Origin of the sequence: Arenibacterium halophilum, assembly GCF_005938225.1 — a bacterium.
GTDB classification, from domain to species: Bacteria; Pseudomonadota; Alphaproteobacteria; order Rhodobacterales; family Rhodobacteraceae; genus Arenibacterium; species Arenibacterium halophilum.
Genome location: NZ_VCPC01000001.1, coordinates 1,206,533 through 1,223,883, shown reverse-complemented (window position 1 = coordinate 1,223,883; position 17,351 = coordinate 1,206,533). Strand labels below are relative to the sequence as shown.

The window sequence follows — 17,351 nt, the reverse complement described above, 5'->3', positions numbered from 1 at the left end:
GAACCCATGGCCAACCCGCTTTATGACACGCTGTTCGCCGCCCACGCCGGGCGCCTTGATGCCTTCCTGATCCTGCCCGACGGCTCCGAGATCTCGTACCAGTCGTTCCTGCAAATGACAGCGCGGTTTGCCCATGTGCTGACCTGCGCGGGGCTGAATCCGGGCGACCGGGTGGCCGTGCAGATCCAGAAATCGCCGCAGGCGCTGGCCGTCTATGCCGCCTGCGCGCAGGCCGGTCTGATCTTCCTGCCGCTCAACACGGCCTACACGGTGGATGAACTCACCTATTTCCTTGAAAATAGCGGTGCGCGGCTGATGGTCTGCGATGGCGCCAGTCAGGGGGCACTCGCACCCATCGCCACGGGCCTTGGCGCCACGCTGGAAACGCTGAATGGCGATGGCTCCGGCTCGCTCTCGGACAAGGCCGAAGGGCAGCCCGACAGCTTTGACACAGTCGACCGCAGTGGCGACGATCTTGCCGCTTTCCTCTATACCTCGGGCACCACGGGCCGCTCCAAGGGCGCGATGCTGACGCAGGACAACCTGCTGTCGAATGCCCGCACCCTGACGGATCACTGGCGCTTCACCGCCGATGACGTGCTGCTGCACGCGCTGCCGATCTTCCACACCCACGGGCTGTTCGTGGCGACGAACATCACGCTGACGGCGGGCGGGTCGATGATCTTCCTGCCGAAATTCGATGCCGATCAGGTGATCGCCCTGCTGCCCCGCGCCACGGCGATGATGGGCGTGCCGACCTTCTACACCCGCCTGCTGGACGACGCCCGCCTGACCCGCGAGCTGACCGCCAGGATGCGGCTGTTCATCTCGGGCTCCGCGCCGCTGCTGGCCGAAACCCACGTCAGCTTCGAATCCCGCACCGGCCACCGCATCCTTGAACGCTACGGGATGACGGAAACCAACATGAATACCTCGAATCCCTACGACGGCGAACGCCGCGCCGGCACCGTGGGCTTCCCGCTGCCGGGGGTCGAGCTGAAGGTGACCGACCCCGAAACCGGCAAGACCCTGCCGGACGGCGAGGTCGGCCAGATCGAGGTGCGCGGCCCCAACGTGTTCAAAGGCTACTGGCAGATGCCGGAAAAAACCGCCGCCGAGCTGCGCGAAGACGGCTTCTTCATCACCGGCGATCTCGGCCGCGTGGACGAAGACGGCTATGTCCACATCGTGGGCCGCAACAAGGACCTGATCATTTCAGGCGGCTACAACATCTACCCCAAGGAAATCGAGCTGCTGCTCGACGACCAGCCCGGCGTGCTTGAATCCGCGGTGATCGGCGTGCCGCACCCGGACTTCGGCGAAACCGTGCTGGGCATCCTCGTGCCGGAAAAGGGCGCAGCCCCCGATACCGATGCGATCCTCGCCGCTGCCCGCGACAGCCTCGCCCGCTTCAAGCACCCGCGCGAGTTGATCCTGCTGGACGAACTGCCGCGCAACACCATGGGCAAGGTGCAAAAGAACATCCTGCGCGACACCTACAAATCGCGCTTCATGCCGTCCTGACCACCAAAACCCCGGAGGGGCCCAGCCCCTCCCACACCCGCGCCGCCGCGCTGATCTCCTGTCCCCCTGTTCTTTGGGGGACAAATATCCCGGGGGAACCCCGAAGGGGTGGGGGCAGAGCCCCCTCTTCCAGTACGAAGCAACTCAGACGTGGCTGCGTCCGGCGCTCTCGTCCTCGGCATGGAACCAGTCGTCGGGGTAGGGATACCACCAGTCTGCCATCCGCGCCTTTGGGTCGATCACCGCCATCTTGGGGCGGCGGAACGCGTCCAGCCCCGTCCGGCCCAGCGTGCGCCCAAGGCCCGAATTCTTGATCCCGCCAAAAGGCAGCGCGTCGTTGTCCACCAGCGGGTTGTTGATCCAGACCATCCCGGCCTGCATCTCGCGCACGCCCCGGAACGCCTCGTCCAGGTCATCGGTGAACACGCTCGCGCCCAACCCGAAGTCCGAGTTATTCGCCTGTGCCAGCGCCGTGTCGAAATCCGGCACCGGGTAGACACAGACCACGGGGCCGAAAATCTCTTCCCGCGCGATCTCCATCGCATCGGTCACGCCGGTCAGCACGGTGGGCGCATAGAACCAGCCGGGGCCGACGCCTTCTGGCACACACCCGCCGCATTCAACCGTCGCCCCCTGCGCAACGGCGTCCTCGACCAGCCGGGCCACCTTGTCCCGCGCGGCACGGCTGACCAGCGGTCCGATCTCGGCCTTGCCCATGCCATCGCCGATCCGCAGCGCGCGGGTCCGTGTCACCAGCGCCTCCAGAAACGCCCCGTAGGCGGAGCCAACGACGTAAATCCGCTCGGTCGAGGTGCAGACTTGCCCTGATTGCAGAAACGCGGCGGTGACGGCCCCGGCGGCGGCCACATCCACATCCACCTTGTCCGACACGATCATCGGGTCGCTGCCGCCCGCCTCGATCACCGCCGGCTTCAGCTGTCCGGCGGCGGCCACCGCCACCGCCTTGCCTGACGCCACCGAGCCTGTGAACGCCACCCCATGCGTCAGGGGCGAGCCGATCAGGTGCTGGCCCACCTCGGCCCCGCCCGGCAGCACGGCGACCAGGTCATCGGGCAGCGCCCGGAACACCTGCGCAAAGGCCAGCGTACACAAGGTTCCCGCCGGCGCGGCCTTCATCACCACGCCATTGCCCGCCGCCAGCGAGGCGGCAATCGACCAACAGCCAAGGATCAGCGGAAAGTTGTAGGGCACCACATGCACCGTCACGCCCAGCGGCTCCTGCACCATGAACTGGAACGATCCGGGCTGCATCGGCCCGGCGATATGGCCCGCATCGTCGCGGGCCATTTCGGCGTAATAGCGGAACACCGGCGCGATATTGGCGATCTCGCCGATCGCCTCGGGATAGGGCTTGCCGGTTTCCAGCGTCATGCGCTTGGCCACAGCGGCCATGTCGCCCGTCTCGATCGCATCGGCCACGCGGTGCAGCACCTTGGCGCGCGCCTTCGGGTCGGTCGCGGCCCAGCCCTTCTGCGCGGCGTTGACCCGCGCCAGAACAGCGTCGATCTCGGGGCCCGTCGGCGCGCCGAACACGCCCACGGGTTCAAGGGTCGAGGGGTTTTCCAGCACGGTCCCCGCGCCCGACAGCGTCTGATAGGCCGGGTTCAGAAACAGCGCGGGGGTGAACGGGTCGGGCAGCTCGGCGGACATCAGCGGCTCTCTCAGCGGATCATGTAGACCTTTTTCACCGTCTCGTGGACGGTGCAGACGCCCTTCCAGTCCTGCGGGAAAAAGGCGGCTGTGTCGGGCGTGATCTCGATCACCTCGCCCGACTCGTGGACGTAGGTGCAGCGCCCTTCAAGGAAGTGGCAGAATTCGTCGCGGGTGACGTGGCAGTTCCACTTGCCGGGGGTACAAACCCACAACCCGCATTCGCTCTGCCCGTCGGGGCCCTTGTGAAGCAGCTTGCCCGAGGTGTGCGAGCTGCCTTCGATCATCGTCGGGATCTCGCCCCAATCGACCAGATCGTCCTGCTCCAGCGGTTTGTGCATCACCGGGGTTGTCATCGTCAGTCTACCTTTCAAAACAGCGCATAGACGTTGCGCATTTCCTCGTGCACGGCGCATTGGCCGGACCATCCTTTGGGGAACATCACCACGGTGCCGGGGCCCACCTCGATCACCTCGCCGGTGTCGGCGGTATAGGTCGCGCGGCCCGCCACGAAATGGCAAATCTCGTCAGCGGGCAGGGTCAGCCGCCAGGTGCCCGGCGTGCAGACCCAGGTGCCGATCTCGGGGCGGTTGTCCGGCCCCTTGTGCACCAGCCGCCCCGAAGAGCGCGAGGCACCTGCGACCGCATCGGGCTGCGGGCCCCAGTCGATCAGGTCGCCTCGGGTGGACACATCGTGGAGGTGCGGCGCGCTGCTCATGCCTGCAGGATCCCGTCCAGGATGCCCGCCGCCTTGGTCGGGCCGTGGCGCGATTGCATATGCGCGGATGTCGCGGCCAGTTTCGCCTGCATCGCCGTATCGGTCAGGCAGGTGTTCAGCGCCTCGGCCAGTTGCTCATCACTCCAGTCATAGCGGTGAAAGCCGAAGCCGTGGCCGGTTTCCTGCACCCGCGTCGCGTTGTCATGCCCGTCCCAGACATAGGGCATGATGATCGCGGGCTTGCCGAAATACAGGCACTCGGTGAACGAGTTGTTGCCGCCGTGGTGGATCACCGCGTCAACCTGCGGGATCACCGAGGGCTGCGGATACCAGCTGGCGATATGCACGTTGTCGGGGATATCGTCGTATTCGCCGATATAATCGCCCACGTTCACCAACGCGCGATAGGGCAGGGTCGACACCGTCTTGATGATCCGCTTCAGCAGATCGGTATCGCCCGCGCCCAGCGACCCGAACGAGATGTAAAGCAAAGGCTTGTCGTTGTTGGCCTTGAAGGTCGGCACCTCATAGGGCTCTTCCTCGCGCACGCAGCCTTCGAGGTACTGGAACTGCGCTGGATCCAGAGGGGTTTCGCGGGGGTATTTCACCGGCTCGGGATACAGCAGGAAATTCATCGTGGGCGAGGGTTCAAAGAATTCGCCAAGCTCATAGGGCGCCTCGTTATTCTCGGCCAAGAAGGCGTTGTAATCGTCGTGGATCGGCTTGATGACCGCCTTGAAGCGATCGTCATAGGCCTTCATTCCCTCGGGGTCGTCCACGCGGCAGCCCGACAGATGCGGCGGCACCAGCGGGTCGGGAATTTCGTTTTCCGAGCAGGAGATGATGCGCACCCACGGCACGCCATACTGCTTGATCGCGGGGAACATGATGACGTTGTCGACGCAGATCATGTCGGGCTTGATCGCATCCAGCACGCCGGGCAGATCCTTCTGCGCCCATTTCGCGCTGTCCACGATCGCCTCCCAGCAGTCCTTCACGTAGTTGTCGATCTGGTCGATGGGCGATTTGCGGAAGTTCGGGATGTGGCCGTTGATGAAATCCTCCCAGAACTTCGCCATGGCTTCGGGCTCCATCGGTTCTGACAGGGCGACGGGGTGCGCTTCGAACCCATAACCCTGATACACCTCGACAAATCCCGGGTCCGAGAGGAACACGGCCTTGTGGCCCAGCTTTTCGCAGGCCTGCGCGATGCCGACGCTGTTCAGCGCGGGGCCAAAGGCCGCTTCGGGGAAAAAGGCGATGGTTTTCTGTGTCATCTGGAAACTCCCTTTGATTTCTTATTCCGGCAGGATGCGCGAATGTTCAGCCGCCCAGGCGCAGGTGGCGGGCGCGCCGATGGCGGGGGCGTCCTGCCCGGCGCGCAGCAGGGCGCGCATCACCGCGCCATTGGTCAGCCGCACATGCACGCCCATGTCGGCTCCGTGATAGGCGACCTGTTCGACGGTGCCGGTGACGGCATTGCGCCCGTCGCCCGGCGTGGCGGTCAGCAGATCGACCCGCTCCGGCCGCACGGCCAGCACGGCGGGGCCAGTCAGCGTGGAGGCCCCGCGCAGCAGGCCCAGCCCCGGCACCTCGACCCCTTGGGCGGTGGCGGTGCCTTCGACGAAATTCATCTCTCCGATGAAACCGGCGACAAAGCGGCTGGCGGGGTGTTCGTACAGCTCGCCCGGCGAGCCGACCTGCGCCAGCTTGCCGTCTTTCAGAACGGCGATCCGGTCGGCCATCACCAGCGCCTCTTCCTGATCGTGGGTGACGATCAGAAAGGTGATCCCCATTTCGGCCTGTAACCGCTTCAGCTCCAGCTGCATGTCCTGCCGCAGCTTCTTGTCCAGCGCCGACAGCGGTTCATCCAGCAGCAGCACGCGCGGACGTTTCACCAGCGCGCGCGCCAGCGCGACCCGCTGCCGCTGCCCGCCCGACAGCTGGTCGGGGCGGCGGTTGGCAAAGCCGCCCAGTTGCGCCGCCTCCAGCACTTCTGCCACGCGAGAGTCGATCTCGGGTTTGGGCAGGCGCTCCATCTCCAACCCATAGGCGACGTTGCGCGCCACACTCATGTGCGGGAACAGCGCGTAGGACTGGAACATCAGGTTCAGCGGCCGTTTTGCCGGGCGCAGGCGTGTCACGTCCTGCCCGCCCACGATCACCTGCCCGCCCTGCGGCGCTTCGAACCCGGCCAGCGTGCGCAGCAGCGTGGTCTTGCCACAGCCCGACGGCCCCAGCAGGGCAAAGAATTCGTTGTCGCCCACATCCAGCGAGACATTGTCGATCGCCGTCACGCTGCCATAGCGTTTGACGATGTTGCGCATCTGAACCACTGGCGTCATCGCGTGAACACTCCCTTGTCGGCGCGCTGCGCGATCAGCACCAACGCGAAGGACACCCCCATCACGATTGTTGCCATCGCGTTGATCTCTGGCGTCACGCCAAAGCGGATCATCGCGTAGATCTGCATCGGCAACGTGGTCGACCCTTGCCCCGCGCCGGCGGTGAAATAGGCGATGATGAATTCATCGACCGACAGGGTGAAGGACAGCAGCGCCCCGGCAATCACCCCCGGCGCAATCGCAGGCAGCAGCACGCGGCGGAAGGTGGTGAATTCGCTTGCGCCCAGATCGGCGCTTGCCTCCAGAATCGAATGGTCGAAATGGCGCATCCGTGTGCGCACCACCGCCACCACGAAGGCGATGTTGAACACCACATGGCTCAGGATGATGGAATGCAGCCCCAGCGTCATGTTCAGCGCGGTGTAGAAGGACAGCAGCGCAATCGCCAGCACGATGTCGGGGATGATCATCGGCGCGAACAGCAGCGCGTCCAGCGCCGCCGACTGGCGCCGCGTTTCCACGCCCACCGCCAGCGCGGTGCCGATCACCGTGGCCAGCGCGGTCGAGGCCAGCGCCACCACCAGCGTATTGCGCGCGGCGCGGATGATCGGGTCGGCGCTGAACAGCTTGCCGTACCATTCCAGCGAAAACCCGGTCCAGACCGTGGGCAGCCCGGCGCGGTTGAACGACAGCGCCATCAGCACAAGGATCGGAACGTAAAGAAATGCATAGAACAGCACCATGTGCAGCTTCAGCGCGGCGGGCATCCGGGGACTCATGAGTTAGTCCTCTCGCCCGAGGCGCGGCCCGCCAGCACCGCCTGCGTGAACAGCAGCACCATCATGATGGCGATCAGGAACATTGACAGCACCGCGCCAAAGGGCCAGTCGCGCGCGCTCAGGAACTGGTCATAGATCAGGTTGCCCACCATCTGAAGCCGCCCGCCACCCAGCAGGTCGGGCGTGATGAAATTGCCGATCGACAGCACGAAGACGAAGACGCCCCCGGCGGCGACGCCCGAAACCGTCTGCGGCAGGATCACGCGGCGAAAGGTGGTGAAGGTCGAGGCGCCAAGGTCCTCGGAGGCTTCGATGGTCTCGCGGTTGATCCGGCTGAGCGACGAATAGATCGCCAGCACCACGAAGGGCGTGTAGTTGTAGACCAGCCCGACCACCACGGCGAAGGAATTATACAGCAGCGGCAGCGGTTCATCGATCACGCCCGCGCCTTCCAGCGCGCCGTTGATCAGCCCCTCGCGGTTCAGCATCACGATCCAGGCATAGGTGCGGATCAGGTAATTCGACCAGAACGGCAGGATCACAAGGATCAGCAGTGCCGTCTGCCAGTGTTTCGGCGCGCGGGTGATCGCATAGGCCGCCGGATAGGCGATCAGGATCGCGATGGCCGTTGCCGTCAGCGCAATCCGCGCCGAGCGCAGGAAGATGCCAAGATACAGCGGATCGGCCGCGCGGGTGAAATTCTCAAACGTCCAGATGTAATCGATGCCGCCGTACAGCCCGCGTTCAAAGAACGCATAGGTAAAGATCAGCCCGCAGGGCACCACCATCAGCAGGGCAAGCCAGCCCAGCCCCGGCCCCATCAGGACAAGCGTTTTCAACGGGTTGTTCACGTCGGTCTTTCAGAACAGCAGGGAAAGCGCGCGCCCCTGCGGCGGGGCGCGCAGGGGGCGTTATTGCGCGGCCATGATCTCGGTCACGGTGCGGGCAAAGGCTTTCTGCCCCTGTCCCAGATCGCGCAGCTGCTCGTATTTCACCAACTCGGCAGGGGCCATGCCCATGTTGGGGAAGCTTTCGACCAGCGACGGGTCCAGGGCTTCCATCGCGGCCTGGTTCGGCGTCTTGTACAGGATGTTCGACGCCACCCAGACCCCCACGTCCTTGCCCATCACATAGTTCACAAAGGCATGCGCCGCGTCCTTGTTTTCCGACGCGTTGGTGATGACGATGGCATCCACCCACAGGTCGCTGCCTTCCTCGGGGATGGTGTATTTGATCTCGGCGTTTTCGGCGATGCCGTAGTTGCACCAGCCATCCCAGGCCTGCACCATCGTCGCCTCGCCCGACACCAGCTTCAGGTAGAAGGTGGCATCGTCATAGGCCAGCAGATCCTGCTTCGTGGCGATCAGCATGTCCTTTTCGGCGGCCAGCGTTTCGGCGCTGGTGTCGTTCAGCGACTTGCCCAGCGCCAGTGCGGCGGCGCCCATCAGCCAGCGGTCGGTCGACAGCATGGTGACCTTGCCTTTCAGGTCGTCCGACGGCGACAGCAGCGCATTCCACGACGTCGGCTCTTCCATCATGTCCGAACGATAGCACAGCCCCGTCGTGCCCCAGGCGTAGGGCACCGAATAGGTGTTGCCCGGATCATGCGCCAGCTCGGTCGCCTCGTCGTACAGGTTTTCAAGGTTCGGCACCTTGTCGTGGTCGATGGGTGCCGACAGGCCCAGGTTCTTCAGCGCCTCGGCAAAGGGCGAGGACACGAACAGCACGTCGTACCCCTTGCCGCCACCGGCGACGACCTTGCCCATGATTTCCTCGTTTGTGGCGTGGACCGACAGTTCGGCCTCGATCCCGGTTTCCTTGGTGAAATTCTCCAGCAGGTCGGGCGGCATGTAGCCATCCCAGTTGGAAATCACGATCTTCTCGGCCTGCGCGGCTCCGGCGATAAGGGCGCAGGCGGCCACGGCGGCAAGGCGCGCGGATAGCGGTGTTCTGGTCATCTTTGTTCCCCCTGTGGAACCAGTGTTGCGATGTCGTGCTGTCGTTGCAGCGAATTGACTTGTTATGGGATCACGGTATTTTTGAGCCAATAAAAACTCAACAGAAATTTGCGGCAATCTGTGCGTGGCATGGTAAAACGCCGGAACACGCGGAAATCTGACGGTTTTTTGGTCACGGGGCGGATGGGCAGGAATGGCGGCGGCACTGAAATACACCCGGTTGGCGGAAAAAATACTGGATGTCGCGGTGGAATCGGGCCTGCGCGAAGGCGACCGGCTGGTGGAAAAATCGCTGGCCGAGTCCTGTTCCGTGTCGCGCACCCCGGTGCGCGCAGCGCTGCGCCTTCTGATGGATCGCGGGTTGGCCCGCCGCGCCGCCGAGGGCGGCACCGTGTTGGCCTGCGCACCCGAAAGCGGGCTTGCCGCCCTTGCGGGCGAGGCACCGCCTCAGGCTGATCTGCCCGCCCGCATCCTGCGCGACCGTGCGGCGCGGCGCTTGGATGATTCTGTGAACGTGACCGATCTGCTGCGCCGCTACGGCTGTACCCGGGCCGAGGCGCAGAAGGCGCTGGAAACCCTGCTGGCCCAGGGCGTGATGCAGCGTGCCGAGGGCCAGCTCTGGCTGTTTCAACGGATGCCGGGCGACCGGGGCGCCAGCGACGAAAGCTATGATTTCCGCCTGATGCTGGAGCCGCAGGCGATCCTCTCGCCCGCCTTCCGGCTGGACGCCACCCGCGCCGCCGCCGTGCGCACCCGGACCGAGATGTTGCTGGCCCATCCCGAACACGGCATCGACCCGGGCGATTTCCAGCAGGCCGATCTGTCATTTCACCGGCTGATCGCGCGCTCGGCCGGGAACCAGTTCGTGACGGAATCGCTGATGGCGCACCACGGGCTGCGCCAGCTTTCGGGCCCGGCGGGGGGGTACAACGATTTCCGGATGCGGCAGGCGCTGGAAGAACACCTGCGCATGCTCGACCATATCGAAGCGGGGCAGCCCGACCTGGCCGCCGATCTGATGCGCGTGCATCTGCGCCTGTCGCGCGCGCGCCGCCCCAGTGTGGCGAACCGGGGCGCTCCGGCGCTTGCCTTTGGCACGCCCCGCAGGCATTGACGCCCTGACATGACCGCCCGCCGCTCCCCCTTGATCGCGATCTTCCCCGAGGCCAGTTTCGGCGCCGCGCTGAACTGTGTCGGCATCGCGCAGCAGCTTGCGAAGCAAGGTGCGACGCCGGTGTTCCTGACCCACGGCGGCTTTCACGGGGTGTTTGCCGATTACGGGTTCGACGAATACCGCATCCCCGGCGAACCGGACCTGACGGCAGATGAAACCCAAAGCTATTGGCAGGATTTCCTGAGCCACCACCTGCCGCATTTCAACCTGCCCCCGCAGGAGCAGCTGACGACTTATGTCGCCCCGGTCTGGCAAGCGATTGTCGACGGTGCCATGGCGGTCGAGGCGGGGCTGCAAAGCCTGCTGGCCCGGCTGAAGCCCGACGCGGTAGTGATCGACAATGTCATCATGTTCCCCGCCATCGCCAACGCGGGCGTGCCTTGGGTGCGGGTGGTCTCTTGCGCTGAAACCGAACTGCCCGATCCGTGCGTGCCGCCCTACCTGTCGGGGCTGGCCTCGGGGGCCGATCCGGCCGCCTTTACCGCCGCTTATCGCGCCGCCACCGCGCCCTCGCACATGGCCTATAACACCTTCCGAACGGACCACGGCCTGCCCCCGCTGGCCGAGGGGCTGTTCATGGAACCCTCGCCGTATCTGAACCTGCTGCTGGCCCCCGACATCACCCGCCACACCCGCGCCACGCCGCTGGACCCGGGGCGCTACACCTGCCTTGACGGTTGCGTAAGGCAAGAGGCCCCCTATACCCCGCCCGCCTTTCCGCGCGACACCGGGCCGCTGGTCTATGTCAGCTTTGGCAGCCTTGGCGCGATGGACACCGCGTTCTTCGGCCGCCTGCTGGAAGTCTTCGCCACGCTGCCCGCGCGGTTCCTTGTGAACGTGGGCGCGGGGATCGACTCCTATTCCAGCGTGCCCGATAACGTGCACCTTCAGGACTGGTTTCCCCAGCCCTCGGTCGTGGCGCAATGCGAACTGTTCATCCACCACGGCGGCAACAATTCCTTTTGCGAGGCGCTGTTCCACGGCGTGCCCTCGCTGATCCTGCCCTATTGCTGGGACGGGCACGACAACGCCGCCCGCGCGGCGGAAACCGGGGTGGGGCAGGCGCTGCCCCGCTGGGACATGACCGATGCCGCCCTGGCCCGCGCCATCACCGAGCTGATGGGCGACAGTACCATGCGCGACCGCCTGCGCGCCAACGCCGCGCAGATGCAGAAGGCCGATCACGTCGCCCTTGCGGCCCGGCGCATCCTTGAGGTTCTGCCCGCCTAGAGGCGGCTTTTGTCCCCTTCTGTGAACCAGATCACTTTCTAGGGTGCCAAAATCGGTGTTACCTTGCGCATGGAATCAGCGTTTTTGCCCCGTATTTTCATGTTTTCCTTTTCTGGGAGGAGCCGGATTTGGCTGACCTGACCGAGACACAGCGCGCATTTCTGGAAAAATACGTTCTGAAACGGCCGATCACGACTCTGGCCGCGCTCGATCTGGCAACGCCCCCGGCGGCGAAAGACCCGGATGCCGAGCGGGCGACGCTGGAAAAGGACCTGAACACGCTGCGCGAGCTTCTGGCGCGGTTCGGCCCGCCTGCCGCCGCCAATGCCGAGGATACAGGCATCCTGACCTCGCTCCACAACCAGGCGATGGGCTATCTTTCGGCCCCGTTCACCCGCGACGGGATCAAGGCCGCCGCGCAGGTGGTTCAGGCCATGCGCGCGCCCCATGCCGTCGCGCTGCTGCACATCCGCCGCGACGCGCTGCTGGGCGATCTGGCAGCGCAGGAGAAACGCGCCGGCAAGGCGCTGGCCGACGATGACGCCGAGGAGATTGCCAGCAAGGTGGCCGCGATCCGCACCGCACTGGGCGCGCCCGCACTGGACGAGGCCGGGCTTGATGCGGCCGAGGTGGACATCGAAAACCTTGGCCCCGCCGTTGACGCGGCGCTGGACCGGGCCGCCCAACAGGCGGCGCTGCGCCTGAAACGGCGCGATGAAATCCTTGCCGCGCAAACCGAGGCCGAGCTGCCCGAGGCGGTCGCCCCCGAGGCGCAGGCCTTGCAGGACGCGCTGGCTGCGTTTCCCGATCTGTCGGGCACCCCCGATGACGCGACGCTGGAAAAAGCCGAGGCCGCGCTGGCCGCGTTACTGCTGGTGGTGGAACAGGGCCGTGCGGCGGCGGCGGGGCGTGTGCGCTTTGCCACCCGCATGGGCCAGCTGCTTGACCGGCTGACGTGGGGCGGTGCCGATCTGAAACCGGAACCGGGCACGCCCCCCGGCCTGACCGACCCGATCAAGGCTGAGGCGGCCGATTTGCAGCAGGCCCACGCCGTGCTGCGCGATGCCACTCGCGCTGCGGCCTGGCCGGTGTCGGATGCCAGCGGTCTGGATGCTTTGGCGACCCGGATCGCGAAAGAGGTGGACGGGGTGTGCAACCAGTTGGCCGATGTCACCGACGCGGTTCTTGCGGTGCAGGCACGCCACGCCGAAGTGGCCGACAACATCGGCGAAACGCACGTCTTTGCGCTTAGCGACGCGCAACAGAAGGCGTTGACCGACCGCGCCGATGCAGCCGTGAAACTGCTGGTGGACAGTCTTGATCAGAAGCAGGCGGCGCTGGATGCACTGGACGATGTGAACAGCGCGACCCTTGGGCTGCAACGCGATCTGAACGGGTTCAAGCTGCGTATCGACCGGGTTGACCTGACCCCGGCCAATGCCGCCCCGGCCGAACTGACCGCCCTGACGAAACTGCACAAGGCAGCGATTGATGCGCTGGGAAAGGCCCTGCCATGAGTCTCGATGCCCTGAAAAAGGCCGTCCGCGCGCTGGAACGGGAAGAGGCGCGGCTGGGCGCGCTGATCGCGGCGCAGGGGGCTGCGCGCACCGATCTGTCATCCACCGAACTGGCCACGCTGACCACGGCCTTCCCCGATGCCGACCGGGCCAATGATTTCCTGACACGGCTGCCGTCGAAACCCGGCGCCAAGGCGATCCTTGCGGCCTTTTCCAACCCGGCCGAGCTGAAGGCGCTGACCGAGGTGACGCTGGGCGGTGACCTGCGCGCGCTGGGCGTGCTGGCAGAAACCGGCTGTGGCGGGAACGCGGGCAAGCTCAAGGATTTTGCCGACAAGTTCGCCGGAAACGCGGATTTCAAGGTCGTGATGGAAAAGGGCGGCCTTGGCACCCGCCCCGAGGCGCTGGCCGCGCTGCTGGGCGACACCTGTGGCGGGTCGGCCGACAATCTGGCAAAGCTGGTCGACACCTTCAAGGATCCGGCACAGGCGGCCAAGTTGGAAAACGCGCTGGGCAAGGGTGGTCTGGGGCAGGCGCCCAAGGTGCTGGCCGAGCTGGCACGCGGCGACGACGGCGCGCTGCTGAAGAAACTGACAGACGATTTCACCAGCGACCAGGACCTTGGCAAGCTGAACGATCTGATGGTCAAGGGCGGGCTGGATGGCGCGGCCCCCGGGCGCGCGGGATTGATGAAGGATGTCATCACCAAGGGTCTTGGCGGCAGCCCCGCGCGGTTGAAAGAATTGCACGCGGGCTTCCCCTCGGACGACGATCAGGCCCAGTTCGGGCGCATGATCCTGGCGTTTGACGGCAAAGATGCACATGGCGGCGAACGGTTGAAGACGGCGCTGGACGGGTTTCTGCATCGTGGTGCTGCGGATAATGCCGCCGCGGCGATAGCACTGCGCGATCCCTTCATGAAAAACCTTGAAACGATGGGCCGCGCCAAGGCCGCCCCCGATCTGGGCGGCAACCGGGCCCGCGCCATCGGCGATGCGTCGGCAACTGGCGAACTGTTGCCACAGGCGGGCGTGGCCGCCGCCATGGGCGATCTGCTGAAATCCGGATCGCCGCTGGCGCTGGGCACCTCCGACATGGCGCTGCTGCTGGGCGAGGATGCCGCGCAACTGGCGCTGGCCAAGGCGCTGCTGGAGGGGCGCGCGGATGAGATCGGCCAATTGCCTCTGCCGCAGGCCAATCCCGCCATCACTCAGCGCACCTCCGAGATGACGGACACCGTGGTCAAGGACACCGCCGCGCTGGTCAAGCTGGGTGCGGGCGCGTGTGATGCTGCTTGTCAGGCGCTGGATCAACTGGCCGACGATCTGCTGACCCAGGCGCGTCAGGAACCCGACGAGACCACCCGCACCGCTGCGCTGACGGCGGCCAAGGCGGCGGGCGCGGCCATCGCCACGGCCCTGGCCGCCCGCGCCGCGCAGGCGCTGGCCGCCAGCGGAGCCATCGGGGCCACCGCCGCCGAGCTGGGCGAGGTCGCCGAGTTGCGCAGCGGGGCAAGCGACGCCGAGAAAAAGGCGCTGAGCGATCTCGGCAAGGCCGCGATGGGGGCCGCCGCCGCTGCTGCTGCCGCGATGGGCGCCAACGCTGATGAAACCAGCGCTGCCGCACAGGCGCTGATCGGCGAAATGGAGGCTGACAAGCGGGCCGCCGAAACCAAGGCCCTGAACGACAAGGCAACATCGGCCACTGCCGCCGCATTGGCGGGCGCGGCTGAAATCGCGAAGCTGCCCGCGCCGGTCGACCCGGCCATCGTCGCGCGGGTGTCTGCCGCCGCCACCATGGCGACCCGCGCGGGCGCCGCCGCCCCCGACAAGACCCAGGCGCAAGACGCATTTGATGCCGCCCGCAAAGCCGCCGATGCCGTAGCCGAAGCCGCGCGCCGCGCCGCCGCCGCCTCGCGCGCGGCGGCAGCCTTCGGCTCGGTCAAGGCCAGCGCCGCGCTGGGCAATGGCAACAGCTGCGACATGATCGCGGCCAGCCTGAAGGCGGCGGGCAAACCGACCGAGGCGCTCGAGGCCGAACGCGCCGGAGATCTGGCGCGCTCCGTGGGTGTCGATATTGCCGATCTTGAACGCGTGCTTGCCGACACCGGCAAGGCCGACACCTTCGCCCGCGCTGCGGCGCAGGCCGAGGTTGGCGATAGCGTTACCTTTGATGAAGCTGCCCTAGCGAATCTGAACGAGGCCAAGGGCGCCAATACCGATCTGACGACCGCGATAAACGTGGTCAACCTGATCGACGAAACCGATGCGGGCTGGATCGATGCGCTGACCGAGATGCGCGCCAAGGCGCAGGCGCTGGCCATGGCCGCGCGGCTTGTCATCGACAAGGACCAGCGCAAGATCTACATCGACCGCGCGCTTGACGCACTCGAAAAGGCGCGCGCCGGGGCCGTTGCCTATGCCACCGCGCAGCAGTCGTTGGCGGCCACCGCACTTAGCGCCAAGCACAAGACCGCCTCGGACGATACCACCACCGCCCGCGCGGCGCTGGTGGCCGACCATATCGGCGGTGCGGCGACAATGGGGGCAGGGGCTCTGGCGCAGCAGGCAGAGGGTCTGCGCGCCACCATGGCCAACCGCGCCGGGGCGATGCTGTCGGATGCGCTGATCGCCGACGATGCGGCCCGCGCCCTGCGAGACGCGGCAACCAAGGCCGATGCCGAGGCCCAGGTGCCCGGCGCGTCGGCGCTGAAACGGGTGCAGGCTGCCGCCGCGCTCTGTGCCGCTGCCAAGGGAATGGCCGATGTGGCGTTCACATTGGCAACCACCCATCTGGGCCGGGTGCCCGCCGCGCCCACCGGGCCGGTCGGAACTCAGCTGACCACCCATGCCAACGGCATGATGCCCGATGTCGCCCTGCGCAATGCCGCCGCGGCCTTCGAAGCCGCGAACGGCGCCGCCGCCAAATGGCACGAACGCGCCAATGAATTGCTGGCCCAGGCCCGCACGGCCCTGGCCGAGGTCGGCACGACACACGCCGATCACGGCGCCATCGACACGGCAAAAACAACCGCCGAAGCGCAGATCGTCGCCGCCACGAACAAGCAGAAGGCGCTTGACCCGGATGTCGGGGCATCGCTCATCGCGCGTTTGCAGGCTGTTGCGTCGGCATGGGCGGCCTGGATCAACGCCAATGTGGCGCCGACCAATCCCGCCTATGCCAACGCGCAGGACATGCGCAACACCTATGGCACGGTGGCGATGATGGTCACCGAAACCAAGCGCAGGTCCGGCCACGTCGGCGCCCCCCGGGACGAGCTGATTCGCTGTGCCGCCGGCATCAAGGGCGACCCGTATGCCTTGGGCAACACCAACTCGAAGCAACCCTGCGGATTTACCGTGTCGGGCCCGCCGCCCGCACCGGCACAGGGCAAGATCCGCCAGCGCCACATCTGTGGCCGTCACGTTCCCGAGGCGTTTGAATTCGGCAATATCGCCGATGGCGGCCCAAGGCCCGGCGACGTGGCGGCCGGCCACATGATGACCGCCCAGTTCGAGGGCCTGCCCACCGCCAGCCTGCCGCCGGGGCAGAACCTGCTGAAGACCCTGCGCAAGCAGTCCAACCAGCAGAAGGTGAACTCTTTCCTGCCGGAAGAGGTGACCAAGGCCAATGTCGTCGCCGTCACGTCCAAGGTGCTCAGCGCGGCCGGCTATGCCTCGTTGCCGGCCTTCGCCGCCGCCATCAACGGCGCCGGCGGGTTCCTGCGCGCCACCGTCACCGTCGACATCCCGCCGGTGTCGACGATCGAGGTGGGCTTCAAGCTTGACGGCAACACGCCCTATGCCGACATGATGCACGGCACCGACGTGACCATGACGATGTCGGACATGATGACCATCGGCCGCGCCACAGGCCAATAGGGGACACCCCGCAACCAGGAAACGGAGCCGCAAGGTGCCAGACGTCGACATCATCCTTTACTTCACCCCGCCCGACGGAAACTACGTCGAAGCCAGCGTCCTGATCGAAGATGCCGCACTGCGCGCGCGGCTGAACGTCGCCGAGGACTGCGTGGGAGGCATCGCCATCGAAGGCCCGGGCGGCCCGATCTTCATCGAGGACGACTTCGACCACGTTGTTCGCGTGCTGCTGGACCAGGCTCCGGACGAGATCGAGGCGGGCAAGAGCGTACGGTTCGACTATCATTATGAAGAGACCTGGATCGACATCGAGGTCTCCGACGGTACGGCCACCTTCCTCGGCGAAGGCGGCAAGCGCGTTGCTATGCCCGCCGCCGAGGCCGCCACCGCCCTGCGCGCCGCGCGCGACGAGCTGACTCGGCTGAACGCGCTGCTGTAAGTCCTGCGCCCCTCATTCTTTGGGGTCCAAATATCCCCGCCGGAGGCACCGCGCGTCAGCGCGGTTGGTGATTTCATTGAACAGCACGGGCCGTTTCGTCGATAGGCGGAAAAGG

General features: G+C 66.1%; 14 protein-coding genes. 6 read left to right on the top strand and 8 right to left on the bottom strand.

Annotated features, from left to right (window positions below; all coding sequences use genetic code 11):
* Positions 1 to 6: 6 nt before the first annotated feature.
* Positions 7 to 1,524, top strand: a complete 1,518-nt coding sequence (locus FGK64_RS05900; protein WP_138862828.1) for a malonate--CoA ligase — start codon at positions 7 to 9, stop codon at positions 1,522 to 1,524.
* 144 nt (positions 1,525 to 1,668) lie between these two features.
* On the opposite strand, the gene FGK64_RS05895 is transcribed toward FGK64_RS05900, so the two are convergent.
* The 8 genes from FGK64_RS05895 to FGK64_RS05860 are packed head-to-tail and all read right to left on the bottom strand — an operon-like array spanning position 1,669 to position 8,995.
* The gene (locus tag FGK64_RS05895; RefSeq protein ID WP_138862827.1) at positions 1,669 to 3,195 is read right to left on the bottom strand and encodes an aldehyde dehydrogenase family protein; all 1,527 of its coding nucleotides are present in this window, start codon (positions 3,193 to 3,195) and stop codon (positions 1,669 to 1,671) included.
* 11 nt (positions 3,196 to 3,206) lie between these two features.
* Positions 3,207 to 3,551 carry a cupin domain-containing protein gene (locus FGK64_RS05890; RefSeq protein ID WP_138862826.1) on the bottom strand — a complete coding sequence of 115 codons (345 nt, stop codon included), beginning with the start codon at positions 3,549 to 3,551 and terminating at the stop codon, positions 3,207 to 3,209.
* A 14-nt stretch (positions 3,552 to 3,565) separates the two neighbouring features.
* A complete protein-coding gene (locus tag FGK64_RS05885; RefSeq protein ID WP_138862825.1) occupies positions 3,566 to 3,913 on the bottom strand; it encodes a cupin domain-containing protein in 348 nt (115 codons plus the stop codon).
* On the bottom strand, positions 3,910 to 5,190 hold the full coding sequence (locus FGK64_RS05880; RefSeq protein ID WP_138862824.1) for a nucleotide disphospho-sugar-binding domain-containing protein: 1,281 nt from the start codon (positions 5,188 to 5,190) through the stop codon (positions 3,910 to 3,912). Before FGK64_RS05880 ends, FGK64_RS05885 begins: the two co-directional genes overlap by 4 nt.
* A gap of 21 nt (positions 5,191 to 5,211) precedes the next feature.
* Complete coding sequence (locus FGK64_RS05875) at positions 5,212 to 6,258, bottom strand: ABC transporter ATP-binding protein (protein WP_138862823.1); 1,047 nt, start codon at positions 6,256 to 6,258, stop codon at positions 5,212 to 5,214.
* Positions 6,255 to 7,037, bottom strand: coding sequence for an ABC transporter permease (locus tag FGK64_RS05870; RefSeq protein WP_138862822.1), 783 nt, complete (start codon positions 7,035 to 7,037; stop codon positions 6,255 to 6,257). Before FGK64_RS05870 ends, FGK64_RS05875 begins: the two co-directional genes overlap by 4 nt.
* A complete protein-coding gene (locus FGK64_RS05865) occupies positions 7,034 to 7,888 on the bottom strand; it encodes an ABC transporter permease (RefSeq protein WP_210236540.1) in 855 nt (284 codons plus the stop codon). Before FGK64_RS05865 ends, FGK64_RS05870 begins: the two co-directional genes overlap by 4 nt.
* A gap of 60 nt (positions 7,889 to 7,948) precedes the next feature.
* On the bottom strand, positions 7,949 to 8,995 hold the full coding sequence (locus tag FGK64_RS05860) for a polyamine ABC transporter substrate-binding protein (protein WP_138862821.1): 1,047 nt from the start codon (positions 8,993 to 8,995) through the stop codon (positions 7,949 to 7,951).
* Positions 8,996 to 9,188: 193 nt separating this feature from the next.
* Between FGK64_RS05860 and FGK64_RS05855 the strand changes: the two genes are divergently transcribed.
* The 5 genes from FGK64_RS05855 (at position 9,189) to FGK64_RS05835 (ending at position 17,236) form a co-directional block, all read left to right on the top strand.
* Entirely contained in the window at positions 9,189 to 10,109 is a 921-nt protein-coding gene (locus FGK64_RS05855) for a GntR family transcriptional regulator (protein WP_138862820.1), read from the top strand.
* A 9-nt stretch (positions 10,110 to 10,118) separates the two neighbouring features.
* On the top strand, positions 10,119 to 11,399 hold the full coding sequence (locus tag FGK64_RS05850; RefSeq protein WP_138862819.1) for a nucleotide disphospho-sugar-binding domain-containing protein: 1,281 nt from the start codon (positions 10,119 to 10,121) through the stop codon (positions 11,397 to 11,399).
* A 128-nt stretch (positions 11,400 to 11,527) separates the two neighbouring features.
* Positions 11,528 to 12,916, top strand: a complete 1,389-nt coding sequence (locus FGK64_RS05845) for a hypothetical protein (protein ID WP_138862818.1) — start codon at positions 11,528 to 11,530, stop codon at positions 12,914 to 12,916.
* Positions 12,913 to 16,797 carry a hypothetical protein gene (locus FGK64_RS05840; RefSeq protein ID WP_138862817.1) on the top strand — a complete coding sequence of 1,295 codons (3,885 nt, stop codon included), beginning with the start codon at positions 12,913 to 12,915 and terminating at the stop codon, positions 16,795 to 16,797. The genes FGK64_RS05845 and FGK64_RS05840 overlap by 4 nt, the downstream gene beginning before the upstream one ends.
* A 34-nt stretch (positions 16,798 to 16,831) precedes the next feature.
* Positions 16,832 to 17,236, top strand: coding sequence for a hypothetical protein (locus FGK64_RS05835; protein WP_138862816.1), 405 nt, complete (start codon positions 16,832 to 16,834; stop codon positions 17,234 to 17,236).
* The last annotated feature ends 115 nt before the right edge of the window (positions 17,237 to 17,351 follow it).